This window comes from Nonomuraea sp. NPDC049419 (assembly GCF_040676995.1).
Taxonomy (GTDB): domain Bacteria; phylum Actinomycetota; class Actinomycetes; order Streptosporangiales; family Streptosporangiaceae; genus Nonomuraea; species Nonomuraea salmonea.
In genome coordinates, this window is sequence record NZ_JBFAQB010000039.1 from 1 (window position 1) to 24,967 (window position 24,967).

The 24,967-nt window shown below is 70.5% G+C and carries 28 protein-coding genes and 1 pseudogene; 16 read left to right on the top strand and 13 right to left on the bottom strand.

The annotated features are described in order from the left end of the window. Positions 1 to 91: 91 nt before the first annotated feature. Entirely contained in the window at positions 92 to 619 is a 528-nt protein-coding gene (locus AB0K12_RS47830) for a hypothetical protein (protein ID WP_364575946.1), read from the bottom strand. 48 nt (positions 620 to 667) lie between these two features. Here AB0K12_RS47830 and AB0K12_RS47835 point away from each other — a divergent pair, with 48 nt between their 5' ends. Then, on the top strand, positions 668 to 1,954 hold the full coding sequence (locus tag AB0K12_RS47835) for a serine hydrolase domain-containing protein (RefSeq protein WP_364575948.1): 1,287 nt from the start codon (positions 668 to 670) through the stop codon (positions 1,952 to 1,954). Here AB0K12_RS47835 and AB0K12_RS47840 read toward each other — a convergent pair. Then, entirely contained in the window at positions 1,939 to 2,673 is a 735-nt protein-coding gene (locus AB0K12_RS47840) for an MBL fold metallo-hydrolase (RefSeq protein WP_364575950.1), read from the bottom strand. The two genes, AB0K12_RS47835 and AB0K12_RS47840, sit on opposite strands and share 16 nt — an antisense overlap. 47 nt (positions 2,674 to 2,720) lie before the next feature. On the opposite strand from AB0K12_RS47840, the gene AB0K12_RS47845 reads away from it, so the two are divergent. The 4 genes and pseudogenes from AB0K12_RS47845 to AB0K12_RS47860 all read left to right on the top strand — a co-directional run bounded on the left by AB0K12_RS47845 (position 2,721) and on the right by AB0K12_RS47860 (position 5,251). Further along, positions 2,721 to 3,230 carry a helix-turn-helix domain-containing protein gene (locus AB0K12_RS47845; protein WP_364575952.1) on the top strand — a complete coding sequence of 170 codons (510 nt, stop codon included), beginning with the start codon at positions 2,721 to 2,723 and terminating at the stop codon, positions 3,228 to 3,230. Beyond that, positions 3,227 to 3,454: pseudogene (locus AB0K12_RS47850) on the top strand (MFS transporter); the annotation flags it as partial. The gene AB0K12_RS47845 and the pseudogene AB0K12_RS47850, both read left to right, overlap by 4 nt. Continuing rightward, complete coding sequence (locus AB0K12_RS47855; RefSeq protein WP_364575954.1) at positions 3,433 to 4,056, top strand: MFS transporter; 624 nt, start codon at positions 3,433 to 3,435, stop codon at positions 4,054 to 4,056. The pseudogene AB0K12_RS47850 and the gene AB0K12_RS47855, both read left to right, overlap by 22 nt. Then, entirely contained in the window at positions 4,037 to 5,251 is a 1,215-nt protein-coding gene (locus tag AB0K12_RS47860; protein WP_364575956.1) for an aminopeptidase, read from the top strand. Before AB0K12_RS47855 ends, AB0K12_RS47860 begins: the two co-directional genes overlap by 20 nt. A 36-nt stretch (positions 5,252 to 5,287) precedes the next feature. On the opposite strand, the gene AB0K12_RS47865 is transcribed toward AB0K12_RS47860, so the two are convergent. Then, the gene (locus tag AB0K12_RS47865) at positions 5,288 to 5,683 is read right to left on the bottom strand and encodes a hypothetical protein (RefSeq protein ID WP_364575958.1); all 396 of its coding nucleotides are present in this window, start codon (positions 5,681 to 5,683) and stop codon (positions 5,288 to 5,290) included. A gap of 134 nt (positions 5,684 to 5,817) precedes the next feature. Between AB0K12_RS47865 and AB0K12_RS47870 the strand changes: the two genes are divergently transcribed. From AB0K12_RS47870 to AB0K12_RS47885, 4 genes are all read left to right on the top strand, one after another. Continuing rightward, complete coding sequence (locus AB0K12_RS47870) at positions 5,818 to 9,765, top strand: helix-turn-helix domain-containing protein (protein ID WP_364575960.1); 3,948 nt, start codon at positions 5,818 to 5,820, stop codon at positions 9,763 to 9,765. 209 nt (positions 9,766 to 9,974) lie between these two features. Next, on the top strand, positions 9,975 to 10,526 hold the full coding sequence (locus AB0K12_RS47875; RefSeq protein ID WP_364575962.1) for a TetR/AcrR family transcriptional regulator: 552 nt from the start codon (positions 9,975 to 9,977) through the stop codon (positions 10,524 to 10,526). Positions 10,527 to 10,533: 7 nt separating this feature from the next. Then, the gene (locus tag AB0K12_RS47880; RefSeq protein ID WP_364575964.1) at positions 10,534 to 10,902 is read left to right on the top strand and encodes a DUF5360 family protein; all 369 of its coding nucleotides are present in this window, start codon (positions 10,534 to 10,536) and stop codon (positions 10,900 to 10,902) included. 137 nt (positions 10,903 to 11,039) lie between these two features. After that, complete coding sequence (locus AB0K12_RS47885) at positions 11,040 to 13,289, top strand: ATP-binding protein (protein ID WP_364575966.1); 2,250 nt, start codon at positions 11,040 to 11,042, stop codon at positions 13,287 to 13,289. 3 nt (positions 13,290 to 13,292) lie between these two features. On the opposite strand, the gene AB0K12_RS47890 is transcribed toward AB0K12_RS47885, so the two are convergent. From AB0K12_RS47890 to AB0K12_RS47905, 4 genes are all read right to left on the bottom strand, one after another. Further along, positions 13,293 to 13,958 carry an MOSC domain-containing protein gene (locus AB0K12_RS47890; RefSeq protein WP_364575968.1) on the bottom strand — a complete coding sequence of 222 codons (666 nt, stop codon included), beginning with the start codon at positions 13,956 to 13,958 and terminating at the stop codon, positions 13,293 to 13,295. 191 nt (positions 13,959 to 14,149) lie between these two features. Next, positions 14,150 to 14,713: a GyrI-like domain-containing protein gene (locus AB0K12_RS47895; RefSeq protein WP_364575970.1), complete on the bottom strand. Its 564-nt coding sequence runs from the start codon at positions 14,711 to 14,713 to the stop codon at positions 14,150 to 14,152. After that, positions 14,710 to 15,468 (bottom strand): MerR family transcriptional regulator, encoded by a 759-nt coding sequence (locus AB0K12_RS47900; RefSeq protein ID WP_364575972.1) that lies wholly within the window; start codon positions 15,466 to 15,468, stop codon positions 14,710 to 14,712. Before AB0K12_RS47900 ends, AB0K12_RS47895 begins: the two co-directional genes overlap by 4 nt. A gap of 220 nt (positions 15,469 to 15,688) precedes the next feature. Continuing rightward, positions 15,689 to 16,525 carry an alpha/beta hydrolase gene (locus AB0K12_RS47905; RefSeq protein ID WP_364575974.1) on the bottom strand — a complete coding sequence of 279 codons (837 nt, stop codon included), beginning with the start codon at positions 16,523 to 16,525 and terminating at the stop codon, positions 15,689 to 15,691. A 107-nt stretch (positions 16,526 to 16,632) separates the two neighbouring features. On the opposite strand from AB0K12_RS47905, the gene AB0K12_RS47910 reads away from it, so the two are divergent. Continuing rightward, complete coding sequence (locus AB0K12_RS47910; protein WP_364575976.1) at positions 16,633 to 17,085, top strand: MarR family transcriptional regulator; 453 nt, start codon at positions 16,633 to 16,635, stop codon at positions 17,083 to 17,085. Positions 17,086 to 17,408: 323 nt separating this feature from the next. Here the strand turns inward: AB0K12_RS47910 and AB0K12_RS47915 are convergent, their stop codons facing one another. The 3 genes from AB0K12_RS47915 to AB0K12_RS47925 are packed head-to-tail and all read right to left on the bottom strand — an operon-like array spanning position 17,409 to position 19,012. After that, complete coding sequence (locus AB0K12_RS47915) at positions 17,409 to 17,960, bottom strand: DinB family protein (protein ID WP_364575978.1); 552 nt, start codon at positions 17,958 to 17,960, stop codon at positions 17,409 to 17,411. A 31-nt stretch (positions 17,961 to 17,991) separates the two neighbouring features. Further along, positions 17,992 to 18,657 (bottom strand): 3'-5' exonuclease, encoded by a 666-nt coding sequence (locus tag AB0K12_RS47920; protein ID WP_364575980.1) that lies wholly within the window; start codon positions 18,655 to 18,657, stop codon positions 17,992 to 17,994. Then, positions 18,650 to 19,012, bottom strand: a complete 363-nt coding sequence (locus AB0K12_RS47925) for a transglutaminase domain-containing protein (RefSeq protein WP_364575982.1) — start codon at positions 19,010 to 19,012, stop codon at positions 18,650 to 18,652. The genes AB0K12_RS47920 and AB0K12_RS47925 overlap by 8 nt, the downstream gene beginning before the upstream one ends. A 421-nt stretch (positions 19,013 to 19,433) precedes the next feature. Here AB0K12_RS47925 and AB0K12_RS47930 point away from each other — a divergent pair, with 421 nt between their 5' ends. Both AB0K12_RS47930 and AB0K12_RS47935 read left to right on the top strand, forming a co-directional pair. Continuing rightward, positions 19,434 to 19,841: an ACT domain-containing protein gene (locus AB0K12_RS47930; RefSeq protein WP_364575984.1), complete on the top strand. Its 408-nt coding sequence runs from the start codon at positions 19,434 to 19,436 to the stop codon at positions 19,839 to 19,841. 104 nt (positions 19,842 to 19,945) lie between these two features. Then, on the top strand, positions 19,946 to 20,416 hold the full coding sequence (locus AB0K12_RS47935) for a hypothetical protein (RefSeq protein ID WP_364575986.1): 471 nt from the start codon (positions 19,946 to 19,948) through the stop codon (positions 20,414 to 20,416). Here the strand turns inward: AB0K12_RS47935 and AB0K12_RS47940 are convergent. Then, on the bottom strand, positions 20,406 to 20,534 hold the full coding sequence (locus tag AB0K12_RS47940; RefSeq protein ID WP_364575988.1) for a hypothetical protein: 129 nt from the start codon (positions 20,532 to 20,534) through the stop codon (positions 20,406 to 20,408). The genes AB0K12_RS47935 and AB0K12_RS47940 overlap by 11 nt on opposite strands. 280 nt (positions 20,535 to 20,814) lie before the next feature. Between AB0K12_RS47940 and AB0K12_RS47945 the strand changes: the two genes are divergently transcribed. Genes AB0K12_RS47945 through AB0K12_RS47960 form a run of 4 tightly spaced genes read left to right on the top strand, consistent with a single transcriptional unit; the run spans position 20,815 to position 23,774 of the window. Then, positions 20,815 to 21,384, top strand: a complete 570-nt coding sequence (locus AB0K12_RS47945; protein ID WP_364575990.1) for a TetR family transcriptional regulator — start codon at positions 20,815 to 20,817, stop codon at positions 21,382 to 21,384. 25 nt (positions 21,385 to 21,409) lie between these two features. Then, positions 21,410 to 21,880: a hypothetical protein gene (locus AB0K12_RS47950; RefSeq protein WP_364575992.1), complete on the top strand. Its 471-nt coding sequence runs from the start codon at positions 21,410 to 21,412 to the stop codon at positions 21,878 to 21,880. Positions 21,881 to 21,924: 44 nt separating this feature from the next. Next, on the top strand, positions 21,925 to 23,124 hold the full coding sequence (locus tag AB0K12_RS47955; protein WP_364575994.1) for an ISAs1 family transposase: 1,200 nt from the start codon (positions 21,925 to 21,927) through the stop codon (positions 23,122 to 23,124). Continuing rightward, positions 23,121 to 23,774 carry an alpha/beta hydrolase gene (locus tag AB0K12_RS47960; protein WP_364575996.1) on the top strand — a complete coding sequence of 218 codons (654 nt, stop codon included), beginning with the start codon at positions 23,121 to 23,123 and terminating at the stop codon, positions 23,772 to 23,774. Before AB0K12_RS47955 ends, AB0K12_RS47960 begins: the two co-directional genes overlap by 4 nt. A 2-nt stretch (positions 23,775 to 23,776) precedes the next feature. Here AB0K12_RS47960 and AB0K12_RS47965 read toward each other — a convergent pair whose 3' ends face one another. Next, on the bottom strand, positions 23,777 to 23,932 hold the full coding sequence (locus AB0K12_RS47965) for a hypothetical protein (protein WP_364575998.1): 156 nt from the start codon (positions 23,930 to 23,932) through the stop codon (positions 23,777 to 23,779). 33 nt (positions 23,933 to 23,965) lie between these two features. After that, positions 23,966 to 24,670: a YoaK family protein gene (locus AB0K12_RS47970; RefSeq protein ID WP_364576000.1), complete on the bottom strand. Its 705-nt coding sequence runs from the start codon at positions 24,668 to 24,670 to the stop codon at positions 23,966 to 23,968. Between the last annotated feature and the right edge of the window lie 297 nt (positions 24,671 to 24,967).

Below are 24,967 nucleotides of genomic sequence, written 5' to 3' on the forward strand. Positions count from 1 at the left end.
CAGCGAGAAGGGCATCCGCTGGGGCGGCCGACCCCTCGCCCCAGCTGCCTGAAACCCTCACCCAACCCGGTGATCGTTTCCGGTCACAGCACTAGCCGGCCCAAGGGCTTGGGCCTTGCTTCAGTACGGCGAGGGCCGCCGGGCTGTCGACCGGCCAGACATCGATGCGGTACAGGAAATGATCTCCCAGCTCGTCTGCTTCCACCGGTGGGACATACGGGATGTACGACACTCGCACGCGGTAGCGGCCGGCTTCGAGGTGGATGTGCCGTTCTTGGCCGGGGTCGTCGGCTGGGCCGTAGATCGCCAGGTCGCCGTTGGGCAGTTCGATGTCGGCCTCGACGACGTGCTCGGCTTCCTCCAGGTTCGCTGTGGGTGTGGTGGAGTGCACGTGGACGGTCGTTTCCACCACATCGCTTCGGGCTGTTCCCACTGCGATCGAGTGGGGTTGCACGCTGATGCGGTCCGAGTTCACGGCCTCTTCGGTCCATCCGGCGGGAGCGCCCGAGTCGGCATGCGACCTCATCCATGCCGCGTGAGCGTCGAGATCCTGCAGGTAGAACTGGCCGTAATCGGCGAGGACCGCGAAGCGGTGGTGATCAGTCGATGTGTCCTGCATCCGCCTACGCTAACGGGGCCGACATCACGGCCCATTAGCCTGTTCGGAGTGGAATGGGATCTGGGTGAGCTTGCTGCGAAGTATGACGTACCGGGCGCGCAGGTCGCTGTGCTCGCCGATGGGGAGATTCGGGACGAGGCTGCGGGGGTGCTGAGTCTGCGTACCCAGGTCGAGGCCACGACCGATTCGGTGTTCAAGATCGGCTCGATCACGAAGATCTGGACCGCGACGCTGATCCAGCAACTGGTCGATGAGGGGGTGCTGGATCTCGATCGTCCTGTTCGCGACTACCTGCCCGGGTTCCGGCTGAGCGACCCGGCCGCCACCAAGAACCTGACCGCCCGTCACCTGCTCACCCACACCGGCGGCATCGACGGGAACCACTTCGTCGACACCGGCCGCAACGACGACGCGATCGAGAGGTTCGTCGCCATCCTCGCCGAGGCGGAGCACCTCCTCCCGCCCGGCACCGTCTTCTCCTACTCCAACAGCGGGTACGTGATCCTCGGCCGGCTGGTGGAGGTGTTACGCGGCAAGCCCTTTCACGGCGTGCTCCGCGAACGTCTGGTGACGCCACTGGGTTTGCGGACTGCCGCCATCGACCCCTACGAGGCGATCCTGCACCGGGTGGCGGTCGGCCACGTCCAGAACGGCGGCGGCGAGGTCGTCCCGGTCAAGGAGTGGGCGGTTTCCTCCTACGCGGCGCCCAGCGGGTCGCACTTCGCGATCAGCGCTCGGGAGCTGCTGGAGTTCGTCCGCCTGCATCTCGCCGATCCCGCGCTGGCGGCGCTGCGCGAGCCGCAGCTGGACGACGTCCCGGACTTCGGTGGCGGCGTCATCGGCTGGGGGCTCGGATGGATGCTCTATCAGGACGGCGTCGTCGGGCACACCGGTGTCGCCAAGGGGCAGAAGGCGTGGCTGCGCGTCGTCCCGTCGGCGGGGGTGGCGGTGGCGGTGCTGACCAACAGCGCGGGTGGGGAGCCTCTGGCGTACGAGATCTTCGGGGCGGTGCTCAGGGAACTGGCCGGCGTCGAGACGGCGCCACGTCCTGTGCCGCCCTTGAGCCCGGCCGCGATCGACGTGGACCGCATGTGCGGCACCTACCGCTCCACGCTGCACGACATCACGTTGACCTGTCAGGACGACCGCGCGTTCCTCGTCTACCGCGCCGGCGGGTCGGAGAAGCGGGTCGAGGTCGTACGCCTCAACGACAGCTCGATCATCACCCTCGACCCCGATCCCTCCGGTCACCAGGTTCTGTCGCTGGTCGGCTCCGACGCCCATGGCCGCGCCCGTTTCCTGCACGACGGCGCCGCCGCCTACCGGATCGCCTGAACGTCGATGACGAGACCGGACGTGGCGACGCCGATCTCACCGTCGTACGCGGTCGCGGCGGCGGCGCGCGCGGCGGCGGGGCCGGTGCCCGGCTGCAGGTGCGTCAGCAACAGGTGCCGGGCAGCGGCTTCCCGGGCTTGCCGGCCTGCCTGGCGGGCGCTCGTCAGGAGGGAGCCTTTCGGGACCTGGTCCACGTAGGTGGCCTCGGCCAGGAGGAGGTCGGCGTCACGGGCCAGCTCCACGCGGTCGGGGCTGGGGCCGCTGTCGCCGGTGTAGACGAGGGCCCGTCCGCCTGCTGTCAGCCTTATGCCGGCATTGGGCACCGAGTGCGGGAGCAGCCGGGTTCGTACGCGGAAGGGGCCGATGCCGGGGACCACATCACACAGGACGTAGGAGCCGGTCAGCACTCCTGGGCGGTCCAGCGCGAGCACCGCGTCCAGGGCCCCCGGCGGCGCGTACACCGGAAGCGGTGCCGCCGGATTCTCGAGCATCGTGCGGGCCCGCAGCAGCGGGTTCAGGTCGGCGCAATGGTCGGGATGGCCGTGACTGACGAACACGGCATCGATCTGGTCGGCGCCGACCCGTTCCAGCAGCCGGGGCACGGTCGCGTATCCGGGGTCGATGAGCAGCCTGAACCCGTCGTGCTCCACGAGGTACCCACTGCACGCCTGGCCCGCCGCCGGCCAAACCCCGCATCCGCCGAGAACCGTCAGCAGCATCCGCGAAACCCCTTTCCCAAGAGCTGTTGGAAAAGTATTATCCCAACGTGTCTTCGGAAAATGACCTCGTCCCCTTGCGCGCCCTGGCCAACCCGCTGCGCATCCGCATCGTGTCGCTGCTCACCGGCGCGTCGATGTCGGCCACCGAGGTCGCCGACGAGCTCGGCATCGCGCACGCCTCGGCCAGCTACCACCTGCGCCAGCTGGCCAAGGCGGGTTTCCTCCAGCAGACGGACGAGCAGCCGCGATCCGGCAAGGGCCGCCCGCAGCTGCGCTATCGCTACGACCCGTCCAGCGGCGAGCGGCTCGACCGGTCCGAGGGACGGCAGCTCCTCTTCCAGGCGATGAGCTCCGACCTGGCCAGGCGCCTGACGGAGACCGAGCGCCAGCGCACGTCCATGGACGCCGAGGTGTGGCTGCCCAGGCCCGTCTGGGAGGAGGTGGTCGGCCTGATCGACCAGGCCGTGGCGCTCGTGCACGACAAGGCAGGGCCGCCGCACGACGGCGTCAAGGTCAGCATGACCGCGATCCTGCTCGAACTCCGCGACGAGCGGTGATCGGGCGCCTGCTCGTCTGCACGGCCGGCGCGTTCCTGTCGATCGGGCTGCTCATCCCGGCGGTTCCGCGCTACCTGACCGGCCCGCTGGGCCAGCAGGCCGGCATGGTGGGCGTCTCGCCGGCCGTCACCGCGGCGGCAGGGGTGCTCGCCCGCCCGCTCGCCGGACGGGTGGCCGACAGGCTCGGACGGCGCGCGGCTCTGTGCGCGGGGGCGCTGCTGCTGTCCGGTACGTCCCTCGCGCTGCTGGCCGCCGGGAGCTTACCGCTGTTCTGTACCACCCGTCCGCGCTGCGACCCGGCTTCGCCTACCTGGCCTCCGTATGGGGCTACACCGCCATCAGCGCCTTCCTGCCCCTGCACCTCGGCGGCGACTCCGGCAACCTCCACTTCCTCGTCTACGGCGGCGTCCTCATCACCATCCGCCTGGCCGGACACCGCCGGCTGGCCACGACCGCCCCGTCGCGCCTGGCCGTCGCCTCCCTCCTGCTGACCGGAGCGGGAACGCTCCTGCTCGCCGCCTGGCCCTCCCCGGCGGGATCGTGGTGCGCGATCGCGCTGATCGGCGCCGGGCAGGGTCTCGGCCTGCCCGCCTTCCTCCGGATGGCCGTGCACGACGTGCCCGCGGAGGAGCGCGGCTCAGCGGTGGCCACCACGACGGCCTTCTTCGACGTCGGTTTCCTCAGCGCCGCCCTGTCCCTCGGCGTCCTGGCCGACCGGTTCGGCCTGGCCGCCGGCTTCGCCGCGGCGGGCGTCGTGTCCGCCGCCGGAGCCCTGCTGTTCATGCCCGTACGCAAAGGAGCCCCCCTTGACCATTCCCGACGCTGACCTGGCCGGCTACGCGGACGTGGTGTTCGACGTGGCCGTCCCCCTCTTGGCGGACGACCGGGTGCTGATCAACGCGGAGATCGAGCACGCCCCGCTGGCCCGGGCGCTAGCCGAGGCCGCCTACGCCAGAGGCGCCCGTTATGCCGACATCTGGTACTTCGACCCGTACGCCAAACGCTCCCGCGTCCAGCATGCGGAAACGGCGACTTTGGCTGAGGTCCCCGCGTGGCTCGATGCCCGCAACGACGAGGTCGGACGGCACGGCGGCATCATCGTCAACATCCGCGGCACCGCCGCCCCCGACCTCCTGGCCGGGCTCGACCCGGTACGCGTCGGCCTGGACCGCATGCCGTCGCTCACCTCGCGGCAGCGGCTCCAGCTCGGCAACCTGGTCCGCTGGACGATCGTCCCGTACGCCACCCCCGAGTGGGCCCGTACCGTCTTCGGCGAACCCGACCAAGCCCGGTTGTGGCGGCACCTGCGCCGCATCCTCCGCCTCGACGAGCCCGACCCGCGCGCGGCCTGGCGGCACCGCATCGCCGAGCTGCTCGATCGCGCCCGGCGGCTCACCGAGCTGCGCCTGGACGCCGTACGGTTCGAGGGCCCCGGCACCGACCTGACCATCGGCCTGCTCCCGGACGCCCACTGGACCGCCGCCCGCCTGGAGGACGTCGAGGGCCGCCCGTTCCAGGCCAACCTGCCGACCGAGGAGGTGTTCACCACCCCCGACTACCGGCGCGTGGACGGGACGGTCCGCGCCACCCGGCCGCTGTCCCTCGACGGGACCGTCATCCACGACCTGGAGCTGACGTTCGCCGGCGGCGTCGTGACCGAGGTCAGGGCGAGCGCCGGGGCCGACGTCGTCCGTACGCACCAGGCCACCGACGCGGGGGCGGCCCGGCTGGGCGAGCTCGCCCTGGTCGATCGTTCGTCGCGGGTGGGCGAGAGCGGCGTCACGTACATGGAGACCCTCCTGGACGAGAACGCCACCTGCCACCTGGCCTGGGGCGCGGGACTGCCTCCTGGCGTGCCCGCCGGGCTGCGTACGGACGATCCCGTACGGCTGGACGCGGCGGGCGTGAACACCTCGCGCGTGCACGTCGACTTCATGGTCGGCGGCCCGGACGTCACGGTCACCGGGCTCGGGCCGGGCAGGAAGGTGATGCTGTTGCGCGACGACGTCTGGCAGTTCTGACGCCCTGGGCGCTGAAAGCGCCCAGGGCGGGTCACGTCAGACGATCACGGTGTTGCAGCTCGGGACATAGCCGACCACTCCGGTGCGGAGGTTGCGGCCGTACTCCCAGACGGTGGTGGTCACGCCGTTGTCGCAGGTGTAAGACGTGCCGTCCACCGCACGGTGGATCTCCCAGCCCTGGCCGGGATAGCCGAGGCCCACCCGGGTTGACTGGCCGTCCGCCCGGGCGAAGATCCTGACCCCGGGCACCCGGAAGTCGATGCCCGACCTTGCCTGCGCCGCGACCGCCGTCCCGGGGGCCGCCGCCGTGGCCGGCACGGCGAGGGCGCCGAAGCCGAGGGCCAGTCCGAGGGCGAGGCCGCTGATGGTCTTGATCTGAGTACGCATGTCGTTGCCTTTCTGTTCCGGCGCCGCCGGGGTGACGGCGTCCACGGCACCGATCGTGCGGCCCGCCACAGCCGGAGCAGGAGGGGTTTCCCGTCGCCTCGCACCCGGGGTGGTCAGGGAAACCCGGACAGACCATCACAAAGAGCAATCGCCTAGATGCGTTGAGTAAAGTTCTGGGTGTGGAGACTCCTGGTGCCGTGTTGCGGCGGTTGCGGGTGACGCGCGGGCTGTCGCTGAACGAGCTCGCGCGGCTGACCCACTACACCAAGGGCTACCTCAGCAAGGTCGAGACCGGTGAGAAGGCGCTCTCGATCGGAGTCGCCCGCGCCTGCGACGCGGCGCTGCAGACCGGCGGCGAGCTGACCGATCTGGCCGAAGCACTCGCCCCGTCCGGCGGCGGGTGCCCCTACCGAGGGCTGCGGCCGTACGAACCGGAGGACGCCCGCTGGTTCTTCGGCCGCGACCGAGCCGTCGGCGCCCTGCTCGCACGCCTGGCCGAGCCACCGCGCGGACCGCTGATCGTCGTCGCCCCCTCAGGAGCGGGCAAGACCTCCCTGCTCCGCGCCGGACTCCTGCCCGCCCTCCGCCGCGGAACACTGCCCACACCCGGCTCCCGCTCATGGCCGGTCATGGTGCTCACACCCGGCGAGCACCCCGTCGCCACGCTGCTGACCCGGATCGGCACGCTCATCGGCCACACTCCCGCCGAAGACCCCGCCGAAGATCCTGCCGAAGATCCTGCCGACGACCCGGCTGAAGACCCCGCTGAAGACCCCGCTGCAGACCCCGCTGGAGATCTTGCTGACGACCCCGCCGTCCTTGTCCGGTGGATCGGAGACGCGTTCAACGGCCCGACCCGCACCGCTGCCGCCCGCCGCCTGGTCCTGATCGTCGACCAGCTCGAGGAGATCTTCACGCTCTGCAGCGACGAGACCGAGCGCCGTACCTTCCTTTCAGCGATCGACGCCCTGGCCGGTGCCGGCGCGCTGGTGATCCTCGGGCTGCGCGCCGACTTCTACGGCCACTGTCTCAGCCACCCCACCCTCCTGACCGCCCTACGCGAAGCCCAACTGCCCCTCGGCCCCATGAACGTCGCCGAACTCCGCACCGCCATCACCGGCCCCGCCCACCAAGCCGGACTCACCGTCGACCCCGCACTGGTCGAACTCCTGCTCCGAGACATGGGCCTCCCAGCCACGATCGACGAACACGACAACGTCCACGAGCCGGGCACGCTCCCCCTGCTCTCCCACGCCCTGCTCACCACCTGGCAACACCGCACAGGCGACACCCTCACCCTCGCCGGCTACCGCAAGACCGGCGGCATCACAGGCGCCGTGGCCGCCACCGCCGAACAGGTCTACGCCGCCCTCGACCCCACCGCCCAGAACATCGCCCGCCGCCTGCTCCTGCACATGGTCTGCGTCGAGGAATCCGGCGCCGAAACCCGCCGCCCCATCGACATCAGCACACTGCCACCCGCCCACTTCCCACCCGCCCCCACCGCACAGGTGATCGACGCCTTCACCACCGCCCGCCTCCTCACCCTCACCGACGGCTCCGCCCGACTCGCCCACGAAGCCCTCCTACGAGCCTGGCCCAGACTCCGCGAATGGATCCACGCCGACCGCGCGGGACTGCGTACCCACCGACGGCTGGCCGAGACGGCCTCGTCCTGGGACCGCGAGGCCCGTGACCCGTCACTGCTCTACCGGGGCACACGCCTGCGCACCGCCCTCGACTGGGCCGCCGCGAACCCCGCCGCCCTCACGATCACCGAGCAGGAGTTCCTGGACGCGTGCCAGGCAGCGCAGGCGGCGGAACAGGCCACGGGCCGCCGCCACGCCCGCCTCCGGCGGAACGCGTTCGCCGGGCTCGCCGTGCTCCTGGTGGCGGCGCTGGTCTCGGCCGTCTTCGCGGTGAACGCCGCCCGTACCGCCGAGCAGCGGCTCGTTCTGGCGCAGAAGGAGAAGAACCTCAACCTGTCGCACAGCCTCGCCGTGCAGAGCGAGAGCCTGCTGGACCGCGACTCCACCGTCGCCCGGCTGCTGGCGGTGGCCGCCCACCGCGTCGCGCCGACCGCCGCCGCCCGGCGGGCGATGCTGAACGCGCTGGCCCATCCTGCCCGCGGGGAGCTCATCGGCCACAGCGAATCGGTGGTGAGGTCGGTTTTCAGCCCCGACGGCCGCCTGCTGGCCTCCGCCGGTTTCGACGGCACCGTACTGCTGTGGGACGTCGCCACCCGCCGCCAGACCGGCCGACTCACCAGCCCTCACCATGGGCTCTACACCACGGCCTTCAGCCCTGACGGACGCCTCCTCGTCACCGCCGGCGCCAGCAGCACAGTACGGCTCTGGGACGTCACCACCCGCCGCCAGGTCGCCGAACTCGTCGGTCACCAAGGCCCCGTCCACGCCACCGACTTCAGCCCCGACGGCCGCCTGCTGGCCTCCGCCGGACTCGACGGCACCGTGCGCCTGTGGGACGTGGCCGACCACCGCCAGGTCGGCGAGCTCACCGGCCACCGGGACGCCGTCTACGCGGCGGACTTCAGCCCCGACGGACGTCTCCTGGTCACCGGCGGAGCCGACAAGACCGTACGGCTGTGGAACGTCGCCGACCGCCGGCAGGTCGGCGAGCCGCTCGCCCGTCACGACCACGCCGTGCCCGACGTGGACTTCAGCCCGGACGGCCGGCTGATCGCCGTCGCGGCGGACGACGACACGGTACGCCTGTGGGACGCGGCCACCCGCCGCCCGGCGGGCGCGCCCCTGACCGGCCGCCCTGATCACCGGATCGACACGGTCACCTTCAGCCCCGACGGCCGGACCCTGGTCGGCGGGGGACGCGGAGGTGGCGGGGCCCTGCTGGCGTGGGACGTGGCCACCCGCCATCAGATCGGCGCGCCCCTCCTGGGCCATGCCGACTGGGTCGCCGATGTGGAGTTCAGTCCGGACGGGCGGCTCCTGGCCAGCAGCTCCTCCCACGGTGACAACACCGTACGGCTGTGGGACATGGCCACGCACCGGCCGCTCGGCCCGCCGATCGACCGCGAGGCCGGGCCGGTCCAGGCCGTGGCGTTCAGCCCGGACGGACGTGTCCTGGCCACAGGCGTGACCGATCAGGACGAGCCGCACGGGGCCGTGCGGCTGTGGGACGCCCGCACCCGCCATCCGCTCGGACCGCCGCTCACGGGGCACCTCAGTCCGGTCACCGAGCTGCGGTTCAGCGCGGACGGCCGCATGCTGGTCAGCACCGACACCGCCGCACCTGTGCGGTTGTGGGACGTCCGCACCCGCCGTCCCGCGGCCGTCCTGAAGGAGGCGTACGGGGACGAGGCGGCCTTCAGCCCCGGCGGCCGCCTGCTCGCGACCGCCAAGACCGGCATCGTCCAGGGCTACGAGCGCGCCCAGATACCCAACGTGCAGCTGTTGGACGTGGTGACCCGCCGCCCGCTCGGCGCACCGCTGCTCGACCGCACCCAAGGGCTGGTCGACCTGGAGTTCAGCCCGGACGGCCGCACCCTCGCCGTCGCCGGCGAACGGGCCTTCGACGCGGAGACCGGCATCACGCGTAACCAGGTCCAGTTCTACGACGTGGCCACCTGGCGGCCTGCGGGCGCTCCCCTGATCGGCCACACCGGCGCCCTGACCGACATCGAGTTCGCCCCCGAAGGACACATCCTGGCCAGCGCCGGCACCGACAAGATGGTACGGCTCTGGGACGTGGCGACCCGCCGTCAGATCGGCGTCCCGCTGAGCGGTCACGACGAGGAGGTGACGGACGTGGCGTTCGCGCCGGACGGCCGGCTGGCCAGCGCTGACGTCGGCGGGACGATCAGGTTGTGGGACGTCGCCACCCACCGCCCGATCGGCGCTCCGCTGACCGCCTCCGGCCTCGCCCTCCGCAGGCTGGCCTTCAACCCGGACGGCCGCACGCTGGCCGCCGCCGGCGACGACGGCGACATCCGGCTCTGGGACGTGGCGCTCCCGCCCGACCTCGCCCAGGCACTCTGCACGATCGCCGGCCGTGCGCGCCCCCAACTCACCCCGGCCGAATGGCGGCAGTACCTCCCCCACGAACCGATCCGCCCGATATGCCAAGCGCGCTCCATGATGAGTAAGTGATCGATCACTACCGCGCCCTCTTCCAGCAGCACCGGTGACTCAAGGACAGCCTCTGCTGGACCGTGGTCCAACCTCTCGACGACCATGTCACGCTGGACGACCTCCTGCGGACGCTGAACAGCGGGCATGACCCGGAAGAACGCCGTCATGGGATCACCTCTGTCGACGGCATGCTAAAACTGTACCGGCTGACCGGTATAGTTTCGGGTATGCCACGACCGAGCTCCAAGGACCGCCTCCTCGACGCCGCCGCCGACGTGCTGCTGTCGCAGGGGGCCGAGTCGCTCACCCTCGAAGCCGTCGCCAAGCGGGCCGGGGTCTCCAAGGGCGGGCTGTTCTACCACTTCCCCACCAAACAGGCCCTGGTCACCGCCATGGCCGACCGCTTGACCAGGGCGTTCGATGAGGCGCTCGCGCAGGCGGGCACCCGTCCGGGCGACTTCCTGCGCGCCTATGTCGAGGCCACCATCCCCGAACAACACACCACCGCCACCGCGCCCGCCGACCGTGTCACCGCGGCGCTGCTCGCCGTGCTGTTCGTGGACCCCGCGCAGCTGCAGCCGTTGCGTGAGCGGTTCGCCGCCTGGCAGGCCAGGCTGGTCGATGACGGCGTCGACCCGGCGGCGGCGACCGCCGTACGGCTGGCCGTGGACGGGTGGTGGGCCGCCAGGCTGCTCGGCCTCGGCTCGCCCGGATCTGACCTGCACGAGAAGACCCGCCGCTACCTGATGGAGGCCATCGACCGTGCTGCGCACGACTAAGGGCTTGATGCTCGCCACCGACGTCGGCTTCGTGGTCTATTTCACCGTCACCGGCCTCGGGCTCATCCCTCTGGAATGGGCCTTCGCCGACTACACCAACCCGCTGATGGTGGACTGGAACTGGTCCTTCCTCTGGATCGACCTGCTGGCCGGTGCCACCGGCCTGACCAGCCTGTGGCTCCTGCGCCGCGACCAGGCGAGCGGCGCGGATCTCATCCGCTGCCTGGGCGCTTCGGCCGTGACCGCGGGGACCATGCACAAGCCGGCCTTGAAGCCGGTGGCCCGGAACTCCTGGGAGATCGCGGTGGGTGTCACGGCACTCGCACGCCGTGCCACGGACCCGACTGCGGACGCGCTCATCCTGGTCCGCTCCTGACCTCTGGACGTGATGGCCGCCCTGGTCCGCTCCGCCGTCAGACGAGATGGGCGCGGTGATGGTCAGCGACTGGCGGCGACGCTCCCCGCCCACGGCTGAGGGGTTAGGCTGCGTGGCGACATAACGAGGGGTGGGGCTTGGCGGACGGGCTGCTCGAAGGGTACGGGCGCAAATACGCCTCCGCGGTGCGCCTGGCGACGCTGGTGCCCATCTGTCTCATCGCGCCGTTCAGGGCGGCGCCCGGGCAGGTGGTGAGCACTCTGGTCGTGGTCGCCGCCGCGGCGGGGTGGACGTGCTGGTTCGCGTGGTGGTTGCGGAACGGGCGGGGCAGCGCGCTGGTCGCCCTCGACGTCGCCGTCATGAACGGGCTGTTCTGCACCGTCTTCTGGACCGGTGCCGTGGACTCCCTGAACACGGGGTGGCTGCGGCTGCTGGTGGACTTCGCCGTGGTGACGTACCAGTGGCACACCCCGCTGAGGGTGGGCGTGCCGGCGGCGGTCGGCGCCGTCGCCGGGCCGGTGGCGATCCTGCTGGCGGCGGGGGCGTGGGAGGTGGACTCCAGCCTGGCCACGGGGATCCTGCTGGCGCTGCCGGGTGCCGCGGTCGGCAGGGTGGCGTGGATCTTCATGAACCGTACAGCCAGACGGGTCGAGGCGCTGGCGCAGGAGGCGCTGCGGGCGCGCGGCGAGGCGCTGCTGGCGGCCGGTGTACGCGCGGAGGAGCGCGAGCAGGTCAACTCGCTGCACGACACGGCGGCGACGACGTTGCTGATGGTGGGGCTCGGCCAGGTACGCTCCGGCGTCGGCTGGCTGGCCCCGCAGGCGCGGCGCGACCTGGCCCGGTTACGCGAGGCCGCCGGACGGACGCCCGAGGAGGCCGACCTGGTGGAGCTGCTGCGCGCCGTGCCGGCCATGACGCAGCTGACGGTGGACTTCGACGGTCCCGACCGGCTCCGCCTGCCGTACGAGGCCGCCAGGGCGATCGCCGACGCGGCGGGCGAGGCCCTCGCCAACGTACGCCGCCACTCGGGCACCGGCCGCGCGGCCATCCTGCTCAGCGGCGACGCGCGGGCGCTGCGCCTGGACGTCACCGACGACGGGCGGGGGTTCGACCCGGACGGGGTGCCCGGCACGCGGCGCGGCCTGCGCGAGTCCGTGCACGCCAGGATGGAGCGCGCGTGCGGCACGGCCACGATCACCTCAGCCCCTGGTCAGGGGACGCGGGTCCGGCTCGAGTGGCGCAGCGCCGACCGGAGCGGGCCCGCGCAGGACGACCCCGTCGAGGCGTCGGCGCAGGCGCGGCTGGGGCGCGGCCTGCGGATCACGACGCTGTTCGTCGCCCTGGCGGCCGTGTTCGGGATCGCGCTGCCCACCGTCATCCGCTACCTGCCCACCTATGAAGCGCCGGCGGCGCAGCTCGGCGCCTTCGCGGTGATCGGGGTCGTGCTGCTGGCGGAGGCCGTGCTGATCGTGCGGGGACGGTCGTGGGGCCGGTGGCGGGGCCCGGTGATCGCGGTCGTGCTCGCGGTTTCCCTGGTGTCGTACGTCGCCCTGCCCGACGGGCGCACCTCGACCGGCGAGGACTGGATGTTCGCCGCCGCCACCTGGCCGGGACTCATCGTCGTGCTCGACCGCCCGCTGCGCTCGGCCCTGACGTTCATGGCGGCCCATGAGCTGGTCGCGCTGTTCCACCTGGTGGTGCTCGAAGGGTCCACGTTCTTGACGCTGGCCCGTTTCGCGACCGGGTCCGTCACGGTGATCGGCTACCCGTTGTTCCTGGCCGTCCTGGCGACCGTGCTGCGTGACCTCGGCGCGGCGGCGGTGGCCGCGCGCAGGGAGATCGAGCAGGTACGCGTCGCAGAGGCCGTCGCCGGTGAGTCGCATCGCCGCAGGCAGCAGCGCTTCGCGGAGCTGTCGGACACCACCGTACCGCTGCTGGAGGGACTCGCCGACGGCTCGCTCGACCCGCAGGACCCGCGGGTCCAGCGGCGCAGCGCCATCGAGGCGGCCCGCATGCGCCGCCTGTTCGCCGAGGCCGACGAGGCCGCCGACCCGCTCCTGCACGAGCTGCACCACTGCATCGACGTGGCCGACCGCAAGGGCGTCGTGGTGGAGCTGGACACCCGCGGACAGTGGCCGACCCCTCCGGTGCCGGTCAGGAGAGACCTCACCGAAGCCGTCCTCGTCGGCCTCGCCACCGCCGCCACGCGTGCCCGCGTCACCGTTCTCGGCACCCCTGCCCTTGTCTCGGTCAGCGTGGTCGCCGACTGCGGCGCCGTCGACGTCCCGCCACCCGCCGCACCCGGCGTCCAGGTCGAGACGTTGACCAGCGGCGACACCGCCTGGATGGAGGCCCAATGGCAACCGGCGGCGTCCTCGTCGCCTTGACGGTCACTCCTCCGGCGCCTGTGCGTTGACGCGCCGGAGGGCACGTCGCCGCTCCCCCTGCGGCAGCGCGTCGGCGGCCAGCAGCCGGGGCAGCAGGTCTGGTTCGGAGGTCATCGCCCGGAAGACGAGCTCGACGGTCACCTCATGGCCGGGCCGGTGGACGACCTCGACCAGGTCACCGGCGCGGATCTCGCCGGGCTCGATCACGCGCAGGTACGCGCCCGGCCGTGCGGCCTTCGTGAACCGCTTGATCCAGCCCTCCTGCTCCAGCCAGCCCTGGAAGGTGCGGCACGGGATGCGCGCGCAGGACACCTCCAGGACGACGTCCCGGCCGATCCGCCAGCGCTCGCCGATCAGGGCGCCGTTGACGTCAAGGCCCAGGGTGGTGAGGTTCTCCCCGAAGACGCCGTTCGGGAGCGTCCGCGCCAGCTCGGCCTCCCAGGCGTCGAGATCCTCGCGAGCGTACGCGTAGACGGCCTGATCGACGCCACCGTGGTGCTTCACGTCATGGACCCGGTCACCGGCGAGGCCGACCGCGCCGGTGCCCTTGGGGCCGGGAGCGGCGACGGCGACCGGACCGTCGACCGGCCGCTTGTCGATGCCCGTCAGCCTCAGCCCCTTCCACGGGTTCGGACGGGGGTGGCCGATGTTGACCGAGAGCAGCTTCATGACAACGACGCTACGTGGCGTCGCCCGATGCGGGCCACGCGTTTTCCTCCGAGGCGCGGACGGCTCGATGCAGGACGGCTCGATGCAGGACGGCTCGGAGAGCCGATGATCCCGCGGATGCGGGCGGTGTACTGCCGGGCCGTCTGCCCGCCTGACCGGGCAGACGGCCGTAGCCATCTTCGGGCAGGCGCTCAGGCCGCGCGGACCGGGTGGCGAAGGATCGTGCGCATCCGTGCCGGGTCGGTCTCCTGGACGTCGGACAGGTAGATCTCATGGTGCAAGCCGTTCATGACCAGCCCGGCGTGCTCCATGAACTCCTCCATCAAGGCCAGCGTTCTGGGTTCGTCCGCGTATGCGCCGTGGTGCAACGCCTGCACACACCGTCCCTCGGTGAAGGTGACGAGCTGGACGCGGGCGGCGGCGGGATCGTCGGCGGCCTGCCTGGCCTGGTCGAACCACTCATCGGCTACCGAGTCCGGGAGCCGCAGGAAGACGTGCCACCACCACTGTGCGCGCGGCACGTCAAGCGGTGGCCGTTCCTCCTCCACCCACCAGCGGCCCTCCAGCGGTGGCATCTCGAAGGGCGCGCCGCCCGCCGCGGCGAGGCCCCGCAGAGGTCCGGCGACGCTGTACAGCGCCTGGATGCTCGTGGCGTGCGCCGTCCCGCCCGGCTCGCCCTGCCCGGTCACCGATAGGCCGCGTACCGGGCCGAATTCGACGAGTTCTGGGGAATCACCAGCGGAATACCAGGTCATTCAGGGTCCTCCAGTTTGATCATCAGATGAGTCACCAGCTGCTCCGCCGGCGTGGCTGTCGGGTCGGAGACGTACACCTCGCGCAGCGGTCCGAGCGGCGTGTGCCCGTGATCGCCCAGCCACGCGAACAGAGCGTGTCCGGTGAGCGCGACCTGGTCATAGGGGCCGATGTGGGTTGCCGAGGCGTACACGCCGCCCGGCAGGAGGTCGGGCCCGTCCCGGGCCTCGGCGGCCACTGCCACCTCGACCCGCTGCGCCAGGTCGAGGGGGAACAGCCCGATCAGCGGGATCTTCGGCGGGCCGGTCGCCTCGATCAGCCGCGCCACGCACGCCGAGGCGACCACGCCGATCTCCTCCTGATCGGCCACCTCCCGCACCATCACCACCCGGCGAGCGGGCTCTCGCATGAGCGTCACGTCCGCCCGCGGTAGTCCGTCGGCGAGTACCCGATCGAGTGCCGCGAGGGTGCGCCTTCGGCGCGCGAGGTCGGCCTCCATACGGTCGCGTACATCGCCGAGCACTCCGTCCTCACCGGCCAGCACCCGCCCGACCTCCGCAAGAGGCACCTCGAGCGAGCGCAACAGCCCGATCAGCAGCGCCTCGCGAGCCTGCCCCTGCCGGTAATAGCGGTAGCCGCTGTCCGGGTCGACGCGCGCCGGCACCAGTAGCCCCAGCTCGTCGTAGTGCCTCAGCTGCTTGACGCTGAGCCGACACAGCCGAGCGAACCGCCCGATCGGCAGATATCCGTCGTTCACCCGACCAGCATGGACACTCCCCCAGTGGGAGAGTCCAGCCGCCGCGCCCGTCACGGCTTGACACCTACAAACCGGTCATCGATGCGATGCTGCGGGCCGATCTGGACGCCCCGCGCAAGCATGAGATTTGCGCCGGATAGGAGTCATGTGAGTCGTGCGCTCGGCAGGCGCTGCCCGCTCCGCAGGCGATCCCGTGGATGGCTGACAGATGGCCGGCTGCTCATCGGGCAAGGTGCAGGCTGCGGCGGAGCTGAGCCGCGTAAGCGCGCGGGTGGGTGGTGTTGCCGTTGTGTCCACCGGGAAACTCGATGATCTCCGTGTCGAGCAACGCGGCCAGTTCCTGCGCGCAGCGGTAGTCGAAAACCGTGCGCGGAGTGGCCTGGCCTGCGGCGGGGACGATACGTGTCCCGGTGGTCGGCAGTTCGGTGACCGGGAGGGCGTCGCCGAGGACGGCGGTGAAGTCGTTGTCGATGAAGAAGCCGAAGTTGGCGATCCGCTGCGGCGTCATCGGTTGCGGGGTCAGATCCGGTTCGGCATCGGGGTTGGCGGGGTCGATACCCAAGACGGCGGCGACGCTCTTGAGCGCGGGCACCAGGCCCTCACTCCGGAAGAGCCGCTGGATATCGACCAGTTCCTGCTCGTGACGAGCACGTTCGGCAGTCGGGAGCAGACGGGGGGCTACCGGCTCGTGCGCGATCAAGGTGGCGAGCCGGCCGGGGTGGCGCACGGCCAGGTTCAGGCCGATGACGGCACCCAGACTGCAGCCGAGCATCAGGGCCGGCTCGTCGGTGAGCGCTGCCAGCAGATGGTGAACATCCTCGGTGTGCTCGGCCATGGTCGCGCCTTGGCCGGGGCCATCCAGGCTGCTGCGGGACAGGCCGCGCCGGTCGTAGGTGACGACAGTGTAGTCGTCGACGAGGTGGCCGACCAGGTCGGTGCTGCGGGTGGCGTCCCCTTCGCCGCTTTGCGAGATCAGCAGCATCGGGCCGGTGCCGCGCACCTCGTAGTAGAGGGTGGCGCCAGGCACGGGCAGCAGGCCGGTCGTGGTGGTGGCCATGAGCACATCCTTCGTCAAGTGGTGGTGGGGCGGTGCTTCGCCTCACCGTAATACATCAGAATTGATACATCAAATAAGATGCATCTGTTCTGATGTATCTTGATCGCATGAACGGAGTCGACCTGTTCCTGCTCGGCCGTACCCTGATGAAGATCGGCGAAGAGGCGCTACCGACCGAAAATCTTCAAGCCCAGCCGGGCAGTGTGCGCACGGTGCTGATCGTGGTCAGTGACGTGCGCACACATCCCGGCAGCGCCATCGGAGAGATCGCTGCCCGAACCGGCCTGCCCCAGAGCGCCGTTTCCGGGGCGGTGGCCCGACTACGCGAGGCCGGCGCCATCGTCACCGCACCCGATCCCCGCGACCGGCGCCGCCTCCTCATCGAACCCGCCCCGGAGATCTCCCACCGTGTCGCGGAGGTCCGCTCAGCGCCGATCGAAGACGCCCTTGCCAAAGTCCTGGACACCACCGATCCCAGCCGGATCGCCGAGGTTCACGCACTGCTGGAACAACTCGCCAACCACCTGACCCCGCAGGTCCTCGCCCGGCTGCGCGAATGACCGGCCGTACGCCCCGGGGCCGACCAACGACATCGGTCGGCTCGTCTCCACCGGCCTCAGCGCGGGCACTCAGCACAGAGGACCTGATCACTCCTGCGCATTCAGACTCCTGAAGTGGTACCAAAACCCGCCTTCAGATCCGCGCCCGACCCGAGCAGCTCGTAACACAAGACAATGATCAACAGTCCCGTGCCCGCGGTCTGGCACGACTCAACCGGCACCCCTCGTTTGCCGGTCGCTCTGAGTGGAGGACGTGTCGAGCAAGGTCGAGGAGCCTGGCCGCCGACGCGCCGGCCGGCGCTCCCCACACCCCGTTCGCGCTGTCAGCGAGCGGTGTCCCGCCACTGGTAGAGGTCACGCAGCAGGGCGATCTCGGCGCCGTGGTGGATCACTTCCTTGTTGACGTGCTGGACGATGACCTCCATGGGGTTCCGCTCGGGGCCTACCGCGGGCGGACTCGCCAGCTCGGCGTCCGAGAGCTTGCGGACCCCCGCGTTCCATCTTCCATACATCTCGTCGAGCTGCTTGAGCGCCTCCTCAGCGCTTCCCGCGTACGGAAATGTCTGGACGTCGATGTCCTCGCCGCCGAAGTGCCATCCGACCCGATAGCCCAGGCACGAGACGATGACGTGCGCCATCCGCCAGGCGATCGTGGTCACCGGCGCCGGCACCGGGTCAGGAGACGCGTAGTCCATCGTCCACTCCCCCGCCCCCGCCGGCGTCGGCGTGGCCGACCGTCCCTGGGGCCGGATGCTCCAGCAGCCGCGTACCGGCTCCCAGAAGTACTCATCGTCGGTGAGACCGTCGAGGCGTGGCCGCAGGTTCTTGCGCCAGTGCCAATCCAGCTGCTCCGCAAGCCGCTCGCTTCTCGTCATCCGCGCACCCTATCGGCCTCCGGAGACAGTCTCAGAAAAGTCCTGCTTGCACTCCGCCCGGCGACGCCAGGCGTTTGGGCGCCTGCCCGCCCACCCGGTCAAGGTCGAAGAGCGTGCGCCAGTGCCCCGTCCGTCCGCCCTCGGCCACCAGGTGTGCGAAGACTTGCGCCGTGACCTGTACGTCCGGCATCGCCCGATGGCGACGCCCAGGTGGCTCGATCCGCAGGTACCTGATGAGGTCATCGAGCCGGTGCGACGGCAGTTCCGGGTAGAGCGCGCGGGCCAGCCGCACGGTGTCGAGCAGCGGGACACCCGCCAGGACCGGACAGTGCGGCCGCTGGTGGGCGATGAGCCCTGCTTCGGTGGGTGCGTGGTGGGCGACCAGCCGGTACGGCGGCGCCGTGAGCCGACGGTCGAGCTCGGCCATGACCCGCTCGGGGCCGGCAGCGGTGGCCAGCATCGTCGCGGTGATACCCGTCATCCGGACGTCAGCGGCGGTGACGGGCACCTCGGCAGGCGGCGCGACCAGTGACGCGAAGCTCCACGCCTGCGCCAGCCCGTCGCCGGTGAGGGCGAGCACCGCCACCTCCACAGGTACGGCGGGCCGCCCGGCAGGGGTTAGCGCCTCGAAATCGATGACCAGGTAGGTGTGACGGGTAAAAGCGGCATCGCGGTAGATAGGTGGGACGTCAGACATCAGCCACCCCGGCGGCCGCCAGAGGCGGGTCGTGGGTGGCGTCCACCAGCACCCACCTGCCATCGACCAATACCTTCGCCGCCGCATGCACGTCCTCCCCGGAGGGCAGCAGCTGCACCTCCGCCGGCCGGTCGGGCAGGTGATACAGCCATCGGACGCGCCGGACCTGATGTCCGAGTGTCCGCAGGCCCTCGATCAGGTACGCGGATTTGGCCAGACAATCGCCGCGTCCGATGGTCATCAGCGTTTCGGCGTCGTGGGCGCCGTCCGTGGCGTACGGGACATTCCGTACGGCGAGGAACAGCGCGATCCGCTCAGCACACGTATCCACGCGCCGACCGTACCCCTGCACCACCCCGCTCAGCCCTTCTTCTCCGGGCTCATGACCACCGACCTGCCGCGCGCCGAGCCAGGCGGGGTAGGAGGCGTTCTTGGGATAGGTGACCGGACTGGTGTCGTGGGGCCTGAACGGAAGCCCGAAGCCCTTCAGGCATCGCTCGATCAGGCCGTATCGAGCGGCCGTTCGTCACCCGGCGGGGCTCCCGGGACGGCTCATCTGTCGGGCAAGCCCCAGTGACGGCGAGGACAGCGGCAAACGGTAAGAACGTCCGCGCCGACGACTGAAGGACCATGAACGATTTCTCCGGCACCACAGCGTGAGACGGCACCGCCTGCACACTCGGCACAGAGTCTCCAGTGCTGTGACCGGATACGTTCGCCGGGTGCCACCGCCACATGAGCAGGCGGGGCGCAGGATCTCTGGTAGACACGCGTCCATGAACTCGCTCACGACCCAGCACCTGCGAATCGTCTCTCCAGAGTTCGTCATCGAGCAGCTTCCGCATGCGGCGTCGCCCGAGGACGACTGGATCGTGCTTGTTCGCGCGCCCGAAGGGCTGACCGTTGTCCGTGCGGTCCGGCCTCTGGAGTCAGGGGAACGATGGATCGGTTTCTACAGCGGTGCGACAGCCCACGATCTGGACGTTCCCGGGATGCTGCTGGCGATCATCAAGCCGCTGGCAGAGGCGGGGATCCCGGTGTTCGTCGCCTCGACGTCCGACGCCGACCTGGTTCTGGTTCCACTTGAGAGAGAACAGCAGGCCGTCACCGCCCTGGAGGAAGCCGGGCACCAGGTGCAAAGTGGGGACGGCGAGGCCGGTGCACCTTTCCTGTCACAGCGCTAGGCGGGGGGGATGCCGTCGAAGGTGCGAGCTCGCCCGACCTGTGCGACGGCTGCCAGCCGGGAAAGACGTACTCCGCCCCGCTGCTGAAGCTGACCACCGAGCCCGTGACGGAACTGCCCACAGAACCCGACGCGCTCAAAGCCGAGATGCTGCGGGTCAACGACGGCAACCAGACCCCGGAGGCGTGGCTGTGGGGGCGAGCAAATGGCTCCTCCTCGACGTCCGCTGGCGAGGGATACGCTATGCGATCTTGGCGTGCCAGGCTTGTTTTAGCTCCTTCGGTCCCGCCGTTGTGGAAGGGCGAGCCGTCGACAGTCCGGGGCACCTCGGCAGCGCCGCCGTTCGATCCCGCCGCGAACACGACGACCTCGGCGTCCGTCAGCGCGGACGCGAGATCCATCGAGCTCATGTGGGCGAGGTCACCGACGACCGCGTCGATCCCCTCAGCGGCGATCTCGGGGAAGCTGCCGGCCTGGGGCGGCATCTTCGAGTCCGTCATGGTGCTGGACAGCAACAACGACCCCGACCCCCGCCAGGTGGCACGGGGGCAGGGCCGAAGCGTTCTCATGTTGTAAGACCGAGTAGTTGCAGGCCATCGTCGGGGTGACTGCGGTAATGGTCGGTGGCGGCGGCGATGTTGGTCCAGCCGATCAGGCGGGCCAGGCCGATGGCGAGGTTGCGTAGACCTGCCATGATCCATGCGCGTACAGCCTTCGAACCGCCGGTGAGCGATCGCGGCGAGGCCGACGCGCGTCTGTCCAGGGGGTTTCCGTCGACCTGACCGCCCAGAGGCCGATGGCCATGTACAGAGTCGGCTCCAGGATCCTCACCCACACGGGTGAGGCCGGATCGCCGTGGAGTGGCACATCGGCGATGACCGGTTCACCCTCACGGGCCTGGGAGCGGAATTGTTCGCGACCGTATTCTAACGGTGTTAGGCTCTATCTAACGATGTTAGAAAGCAGGTGCGGCCATGTCGCCCGCAGCACGTCTCGACACCGACGCGATCCTGCGCGCCACGTTCGAGCTCCTCGACCAGGAGGGCACCGCCGCGCTCTCGATGCGCACGTTGGCCACGCGCCTTCATGTGAAAGCCGCGTCGCTCTACTACCACGTGCCGAACAAGGCCACGCTGCTCCGACTGGTCGCCGACCGCGTCGCCGGGCAGGTGATCACGACCCTGACCCCCGAGCGGGGCTGGCGGGACCTGCTGGACGGCATGGCGCACGCGCTGCGGGAGACCCTGCGCACCCATCCCGGCGCCGCCGCCGTCGTGGCCGTTCAGAACATCTCACCTGAGTTGTTCGAGCCGGCCGTTCCCCTGGTGCTGTCCTCGATGCGCGTGGGCTTGAGCGTGACCGACGAAGAGGCGCTGCATCTCGTCCAGTCCCTGTATGTCCTCGTAACCGGTCTGGCTCTGGCGGAGTTCGGCAACGCTCCCGAGCCGCCCACCGCGCCTGCCGCTTACTACGACACCTGGTTCGACATCGCCGTCTCGACTTTCCTCGCTGGAGTCGAGGCACGATACGGCTCGGCCGACTGACCCCCGAAACGAAAGGAATCGCAACGTGTTCCTCACCGCGCTGCTCCTGCTGATCCTTGCCAATGCCTATTTCGTCTTCACCACACTCGTGGACATCTTTCCCTTCAACAACGTGCGAGAGGCAAAAAGGTCGGAGAAGATCACCGAGGTGGCCGTCAACGCGCCGATCATGCTTCTCCCGGCCGTGCTCCTCGTCATCGCCGGTGCCGCGCACACGGAAGCGTTCGCCTACGCCGGAGCCGGCCTCGAACTGCTCATCCTCCTGGGCGGCCTGGCGCTGTGGTGGCTGCCCTATCTGGCCGGGGTGACCGTCCCCTGGGCGACCGCGGGCACCGGGGAGAGCTGGGCCAGCCTGCACGCACGGACCTACGCCAAGACCATCATCGTCCTGCCCGCGCGGGGCGAGCGCCCGCGCCCGAACCTCGAACACATGATCTTGCACTCGCTCATCCTCGCGGCGGCGACCTGCACGTTCATCGCCGCCGGCACAGTGTGACCCCTTGGGGAATCGTGGCCGCGCAGGGTGGTCCGCGAAATCGCGTGCCATCATCCCCGATCAACGTGCTCGCCCGCCACCCGGAGCAGGTTTCTGCCGCCGACCCGCTGAGTGACCTGCCGGATCTGCCGGTCTTGGCCGAGGTATTGGATGCGGTGCCCGATCCGAGGAGCCGCCGAGGACGCCGCTACCGGCTCGGCCCACTGCTGGCGTTATCCCTGCTCGCCGTGCTCAGCGGCGCGACCTCCCTGATGAAGATCCCCCGGTTCATCAACGGTTACGACCCCGGCCTGCGCGCCCGCGCCGGTCTGCCGGGCACGCCACGACTGGCCGCCAGCACTCTGGGACGCCTGCTCGCCCGTCTGGACGGCGACGCCTTCGACACCGCCACCTGCCGCTACCTGGCTATACTTGCGGCCAGTGCGCCGCCCACGACCACCCGGTCGCCCTCAGGCCGGACCCCGCTCACCGGCCTGGCCGTGGACGGCAAGACCCTGCGCGGCAGCCGCACCACCGACGCCACGGTGCACCTGCTGGCCGCCACCCGTCACGACACTCAGACCATCCTGGCCCAACGCCCGATCGAAGCCAAGAGTAACGAGATCCCCGCGTTCACACCCCTGCTGTCCGGGCTGGACCTCACCCACACGGTGATCACCACCGACGCCCTGTACACCCAGCACGACCACGCCCACCACATCATCGCCGCTGGCGGCCACTACCTGTTCATCGTCAAGGGCAACCAGCCCACCCTGCAGCGCCGGCTCAAGGCCCTGCCCTGGCGCGAGGCGATCCTCAACGACCGCACCGACGAGACCGGCCACGGCCGCCGCGAGATCCGCCGCATGAAGCTCTGCACCGTCCGGCCCGGCCTGCCCTTCCCACACGCCGCCCAGGCGATCCAGGTCAAACGCCGTCGCACCGACCACCGCACCGGCAAGACCACCATCGTCACGACCTACGCCCTCACCAGTCTCCCACCAGGACGGATCACGCACTCCCAGCTCGCCGCTCTGATCCGCGGGCACTGGAGCATCGAAGCCCTGCACCACATCCGCGACGTCACCTACCGCGAGGATGCCTCCCGCGTCCGCACCGGTGCCGCACCCCGGATCATGGCAGGTCTACGCAACCTCGCCATCGGCCTGGCCCGCCTGATCGGCTGGACCAACATCGCCGCCGCCACCGACCATTACCGCAGTCACCCCAACGATGGCCTGCAACTACTCGGTCTTACAACATGAGAACGCTTCGGCCCTGGGCACGGGGGTGGGCGGCGAACTACGCGGTAGGTGTGGAGGACCGCTTCCCCGACTTCGCCGCCTGGGTCGCCGCCCGCCACGCCGAGTACGGCCTGGGCGCCGACGCGGCGGCCGTCCGCGAGACGTTCCTGCGGCTCGCGGACGAGCTGGACCGGCAGCCGATCCCGTGGCCCGGCGCCCTTCCCCCCGAGCTGGCCGGCAACGAACTGCGCGACCTCATGCTCGGCGCCGTGGCGGGCGCCACCATCTGCAACGACGTGGCGTGGCCGCGGTCGATCGAGCGCCACCGCCGGGACGTACGCGCCAACCGCGCCGCCTGCCCGCTGACCGCGGGCAGGCCCGTCAACATCGGCCCTTGCTCCTTCTGGCACCAGCCCGCCGAGCCCCCGACGCGGGTCACCTCGAAGGGCCCGTCGAACATCCTGCTCATCCAGAACTTGCGCGACCCCGCGACCCCGTACAGCGGTGCGCTGAAGCTCCTGCGCGCGTTCGGCCACCGAGCGAATATGGTCACCGTCGACTCCGGCGGCCACGGCGTCTACCTCGCCAACGGCAACGCGTGCGGCGACCGCGCGGTCACCGCGCTCCTCGCGGGCGGCATCGCCGAGAACCTCACCTGTCCCGCGCAGTGACGTCAGGACGTCATGTGCTCGCGTGCACACTCCTCGAAGCTGGTGAGCGGGATGCCGAGCTCCCTCGCGAACGCGGGACGTCCGGGCTGGTCGGTCACGTCGTCCAGCTCGTGCCCCGCCCCCATGGGCGGCATCCCGGCGGCGGTGGCCTCCTCCATGGTCAGGTCAGATCGCCATACCGATCGTCCTCCTCAGCGAGGGTGTGTGCGGGGCATGAGGTCGCGGGCCACGTACGCGATGAGGACGAGCAGGATGAGGTCGGCCGCCAGCGGAGCGGACATGCCGGTGAGCATGTAGAGCCCGGCGCCCAGGAGTGCGCCGGCGAACATGGCGGTGACCGCGCAGGCCCGGCGCCGCCACGCGTGCTCGGACGCCTGCGAGACCAGCCGGGTGACGATGCTCGTGACGACCGTGATGTTGACCAGGTCGGGCACCGCCATGCGGAGCACGACGGCGTTCTGCATGCCCATGCCGTAGCCGAGCAGCACGATGAGCGCCACCGTCGGGGCCGTGCGCTGCTCGTCGGTCAGCAGGACCACGGCGAGCGCCGCCGCCACCAGGACCGCGTGCGTGACCGTGAGGTGGAAGAGCCGGCGGCGCGGTTCCTCGATCTTCTTGGCCACGCGGCCCTCGCTCCACGCCCCCGCGGCGAAGGCGGCCAGCGCCAGCAGGTGCGCCCACAGCTGGTGCCGGGGCTGGCCGAAGACCGAGAAGCCGGCGAAGACCACGTTGCCGGTCATGTTGGCGACGAAGACGTGGTTCAGGCCGAGGAAGGTGATGGCGTCGACGAGGCCGGACGAGACCATCAGCAGGACGAGCAGCGCCGGCAAGGGGCCGTGCTCGTTCGTGCCGTGAGGAAACAGCGCATTGGAGAACCAGTGCGCCGGCCTGTTCACGGACGACCTCCCGGACGGTTCCCCCGATGTCTCGATGCCGAGTACACGTACCCGGATGGGCGGGCAATCATCCTGCGAGGTCAGGCGGCGTTTCCTCTATCGGACAGGGCCGGGGGCGGACTCATGAGGTGTCGCCCGCAGGATGCCACAACGGCGGCGGCTGTACGGGCAGGCGTACCGCGCCATGACCACCGCCGGCCTCAAGGAGGAGCGGACCGGCTCCAGCCCCCGACGTCGTCGCCCGACCTGCTGCGCGGCGTCGCCGAGTTCGGCCTCCCCCGCGCCTGGGCCGCCGCC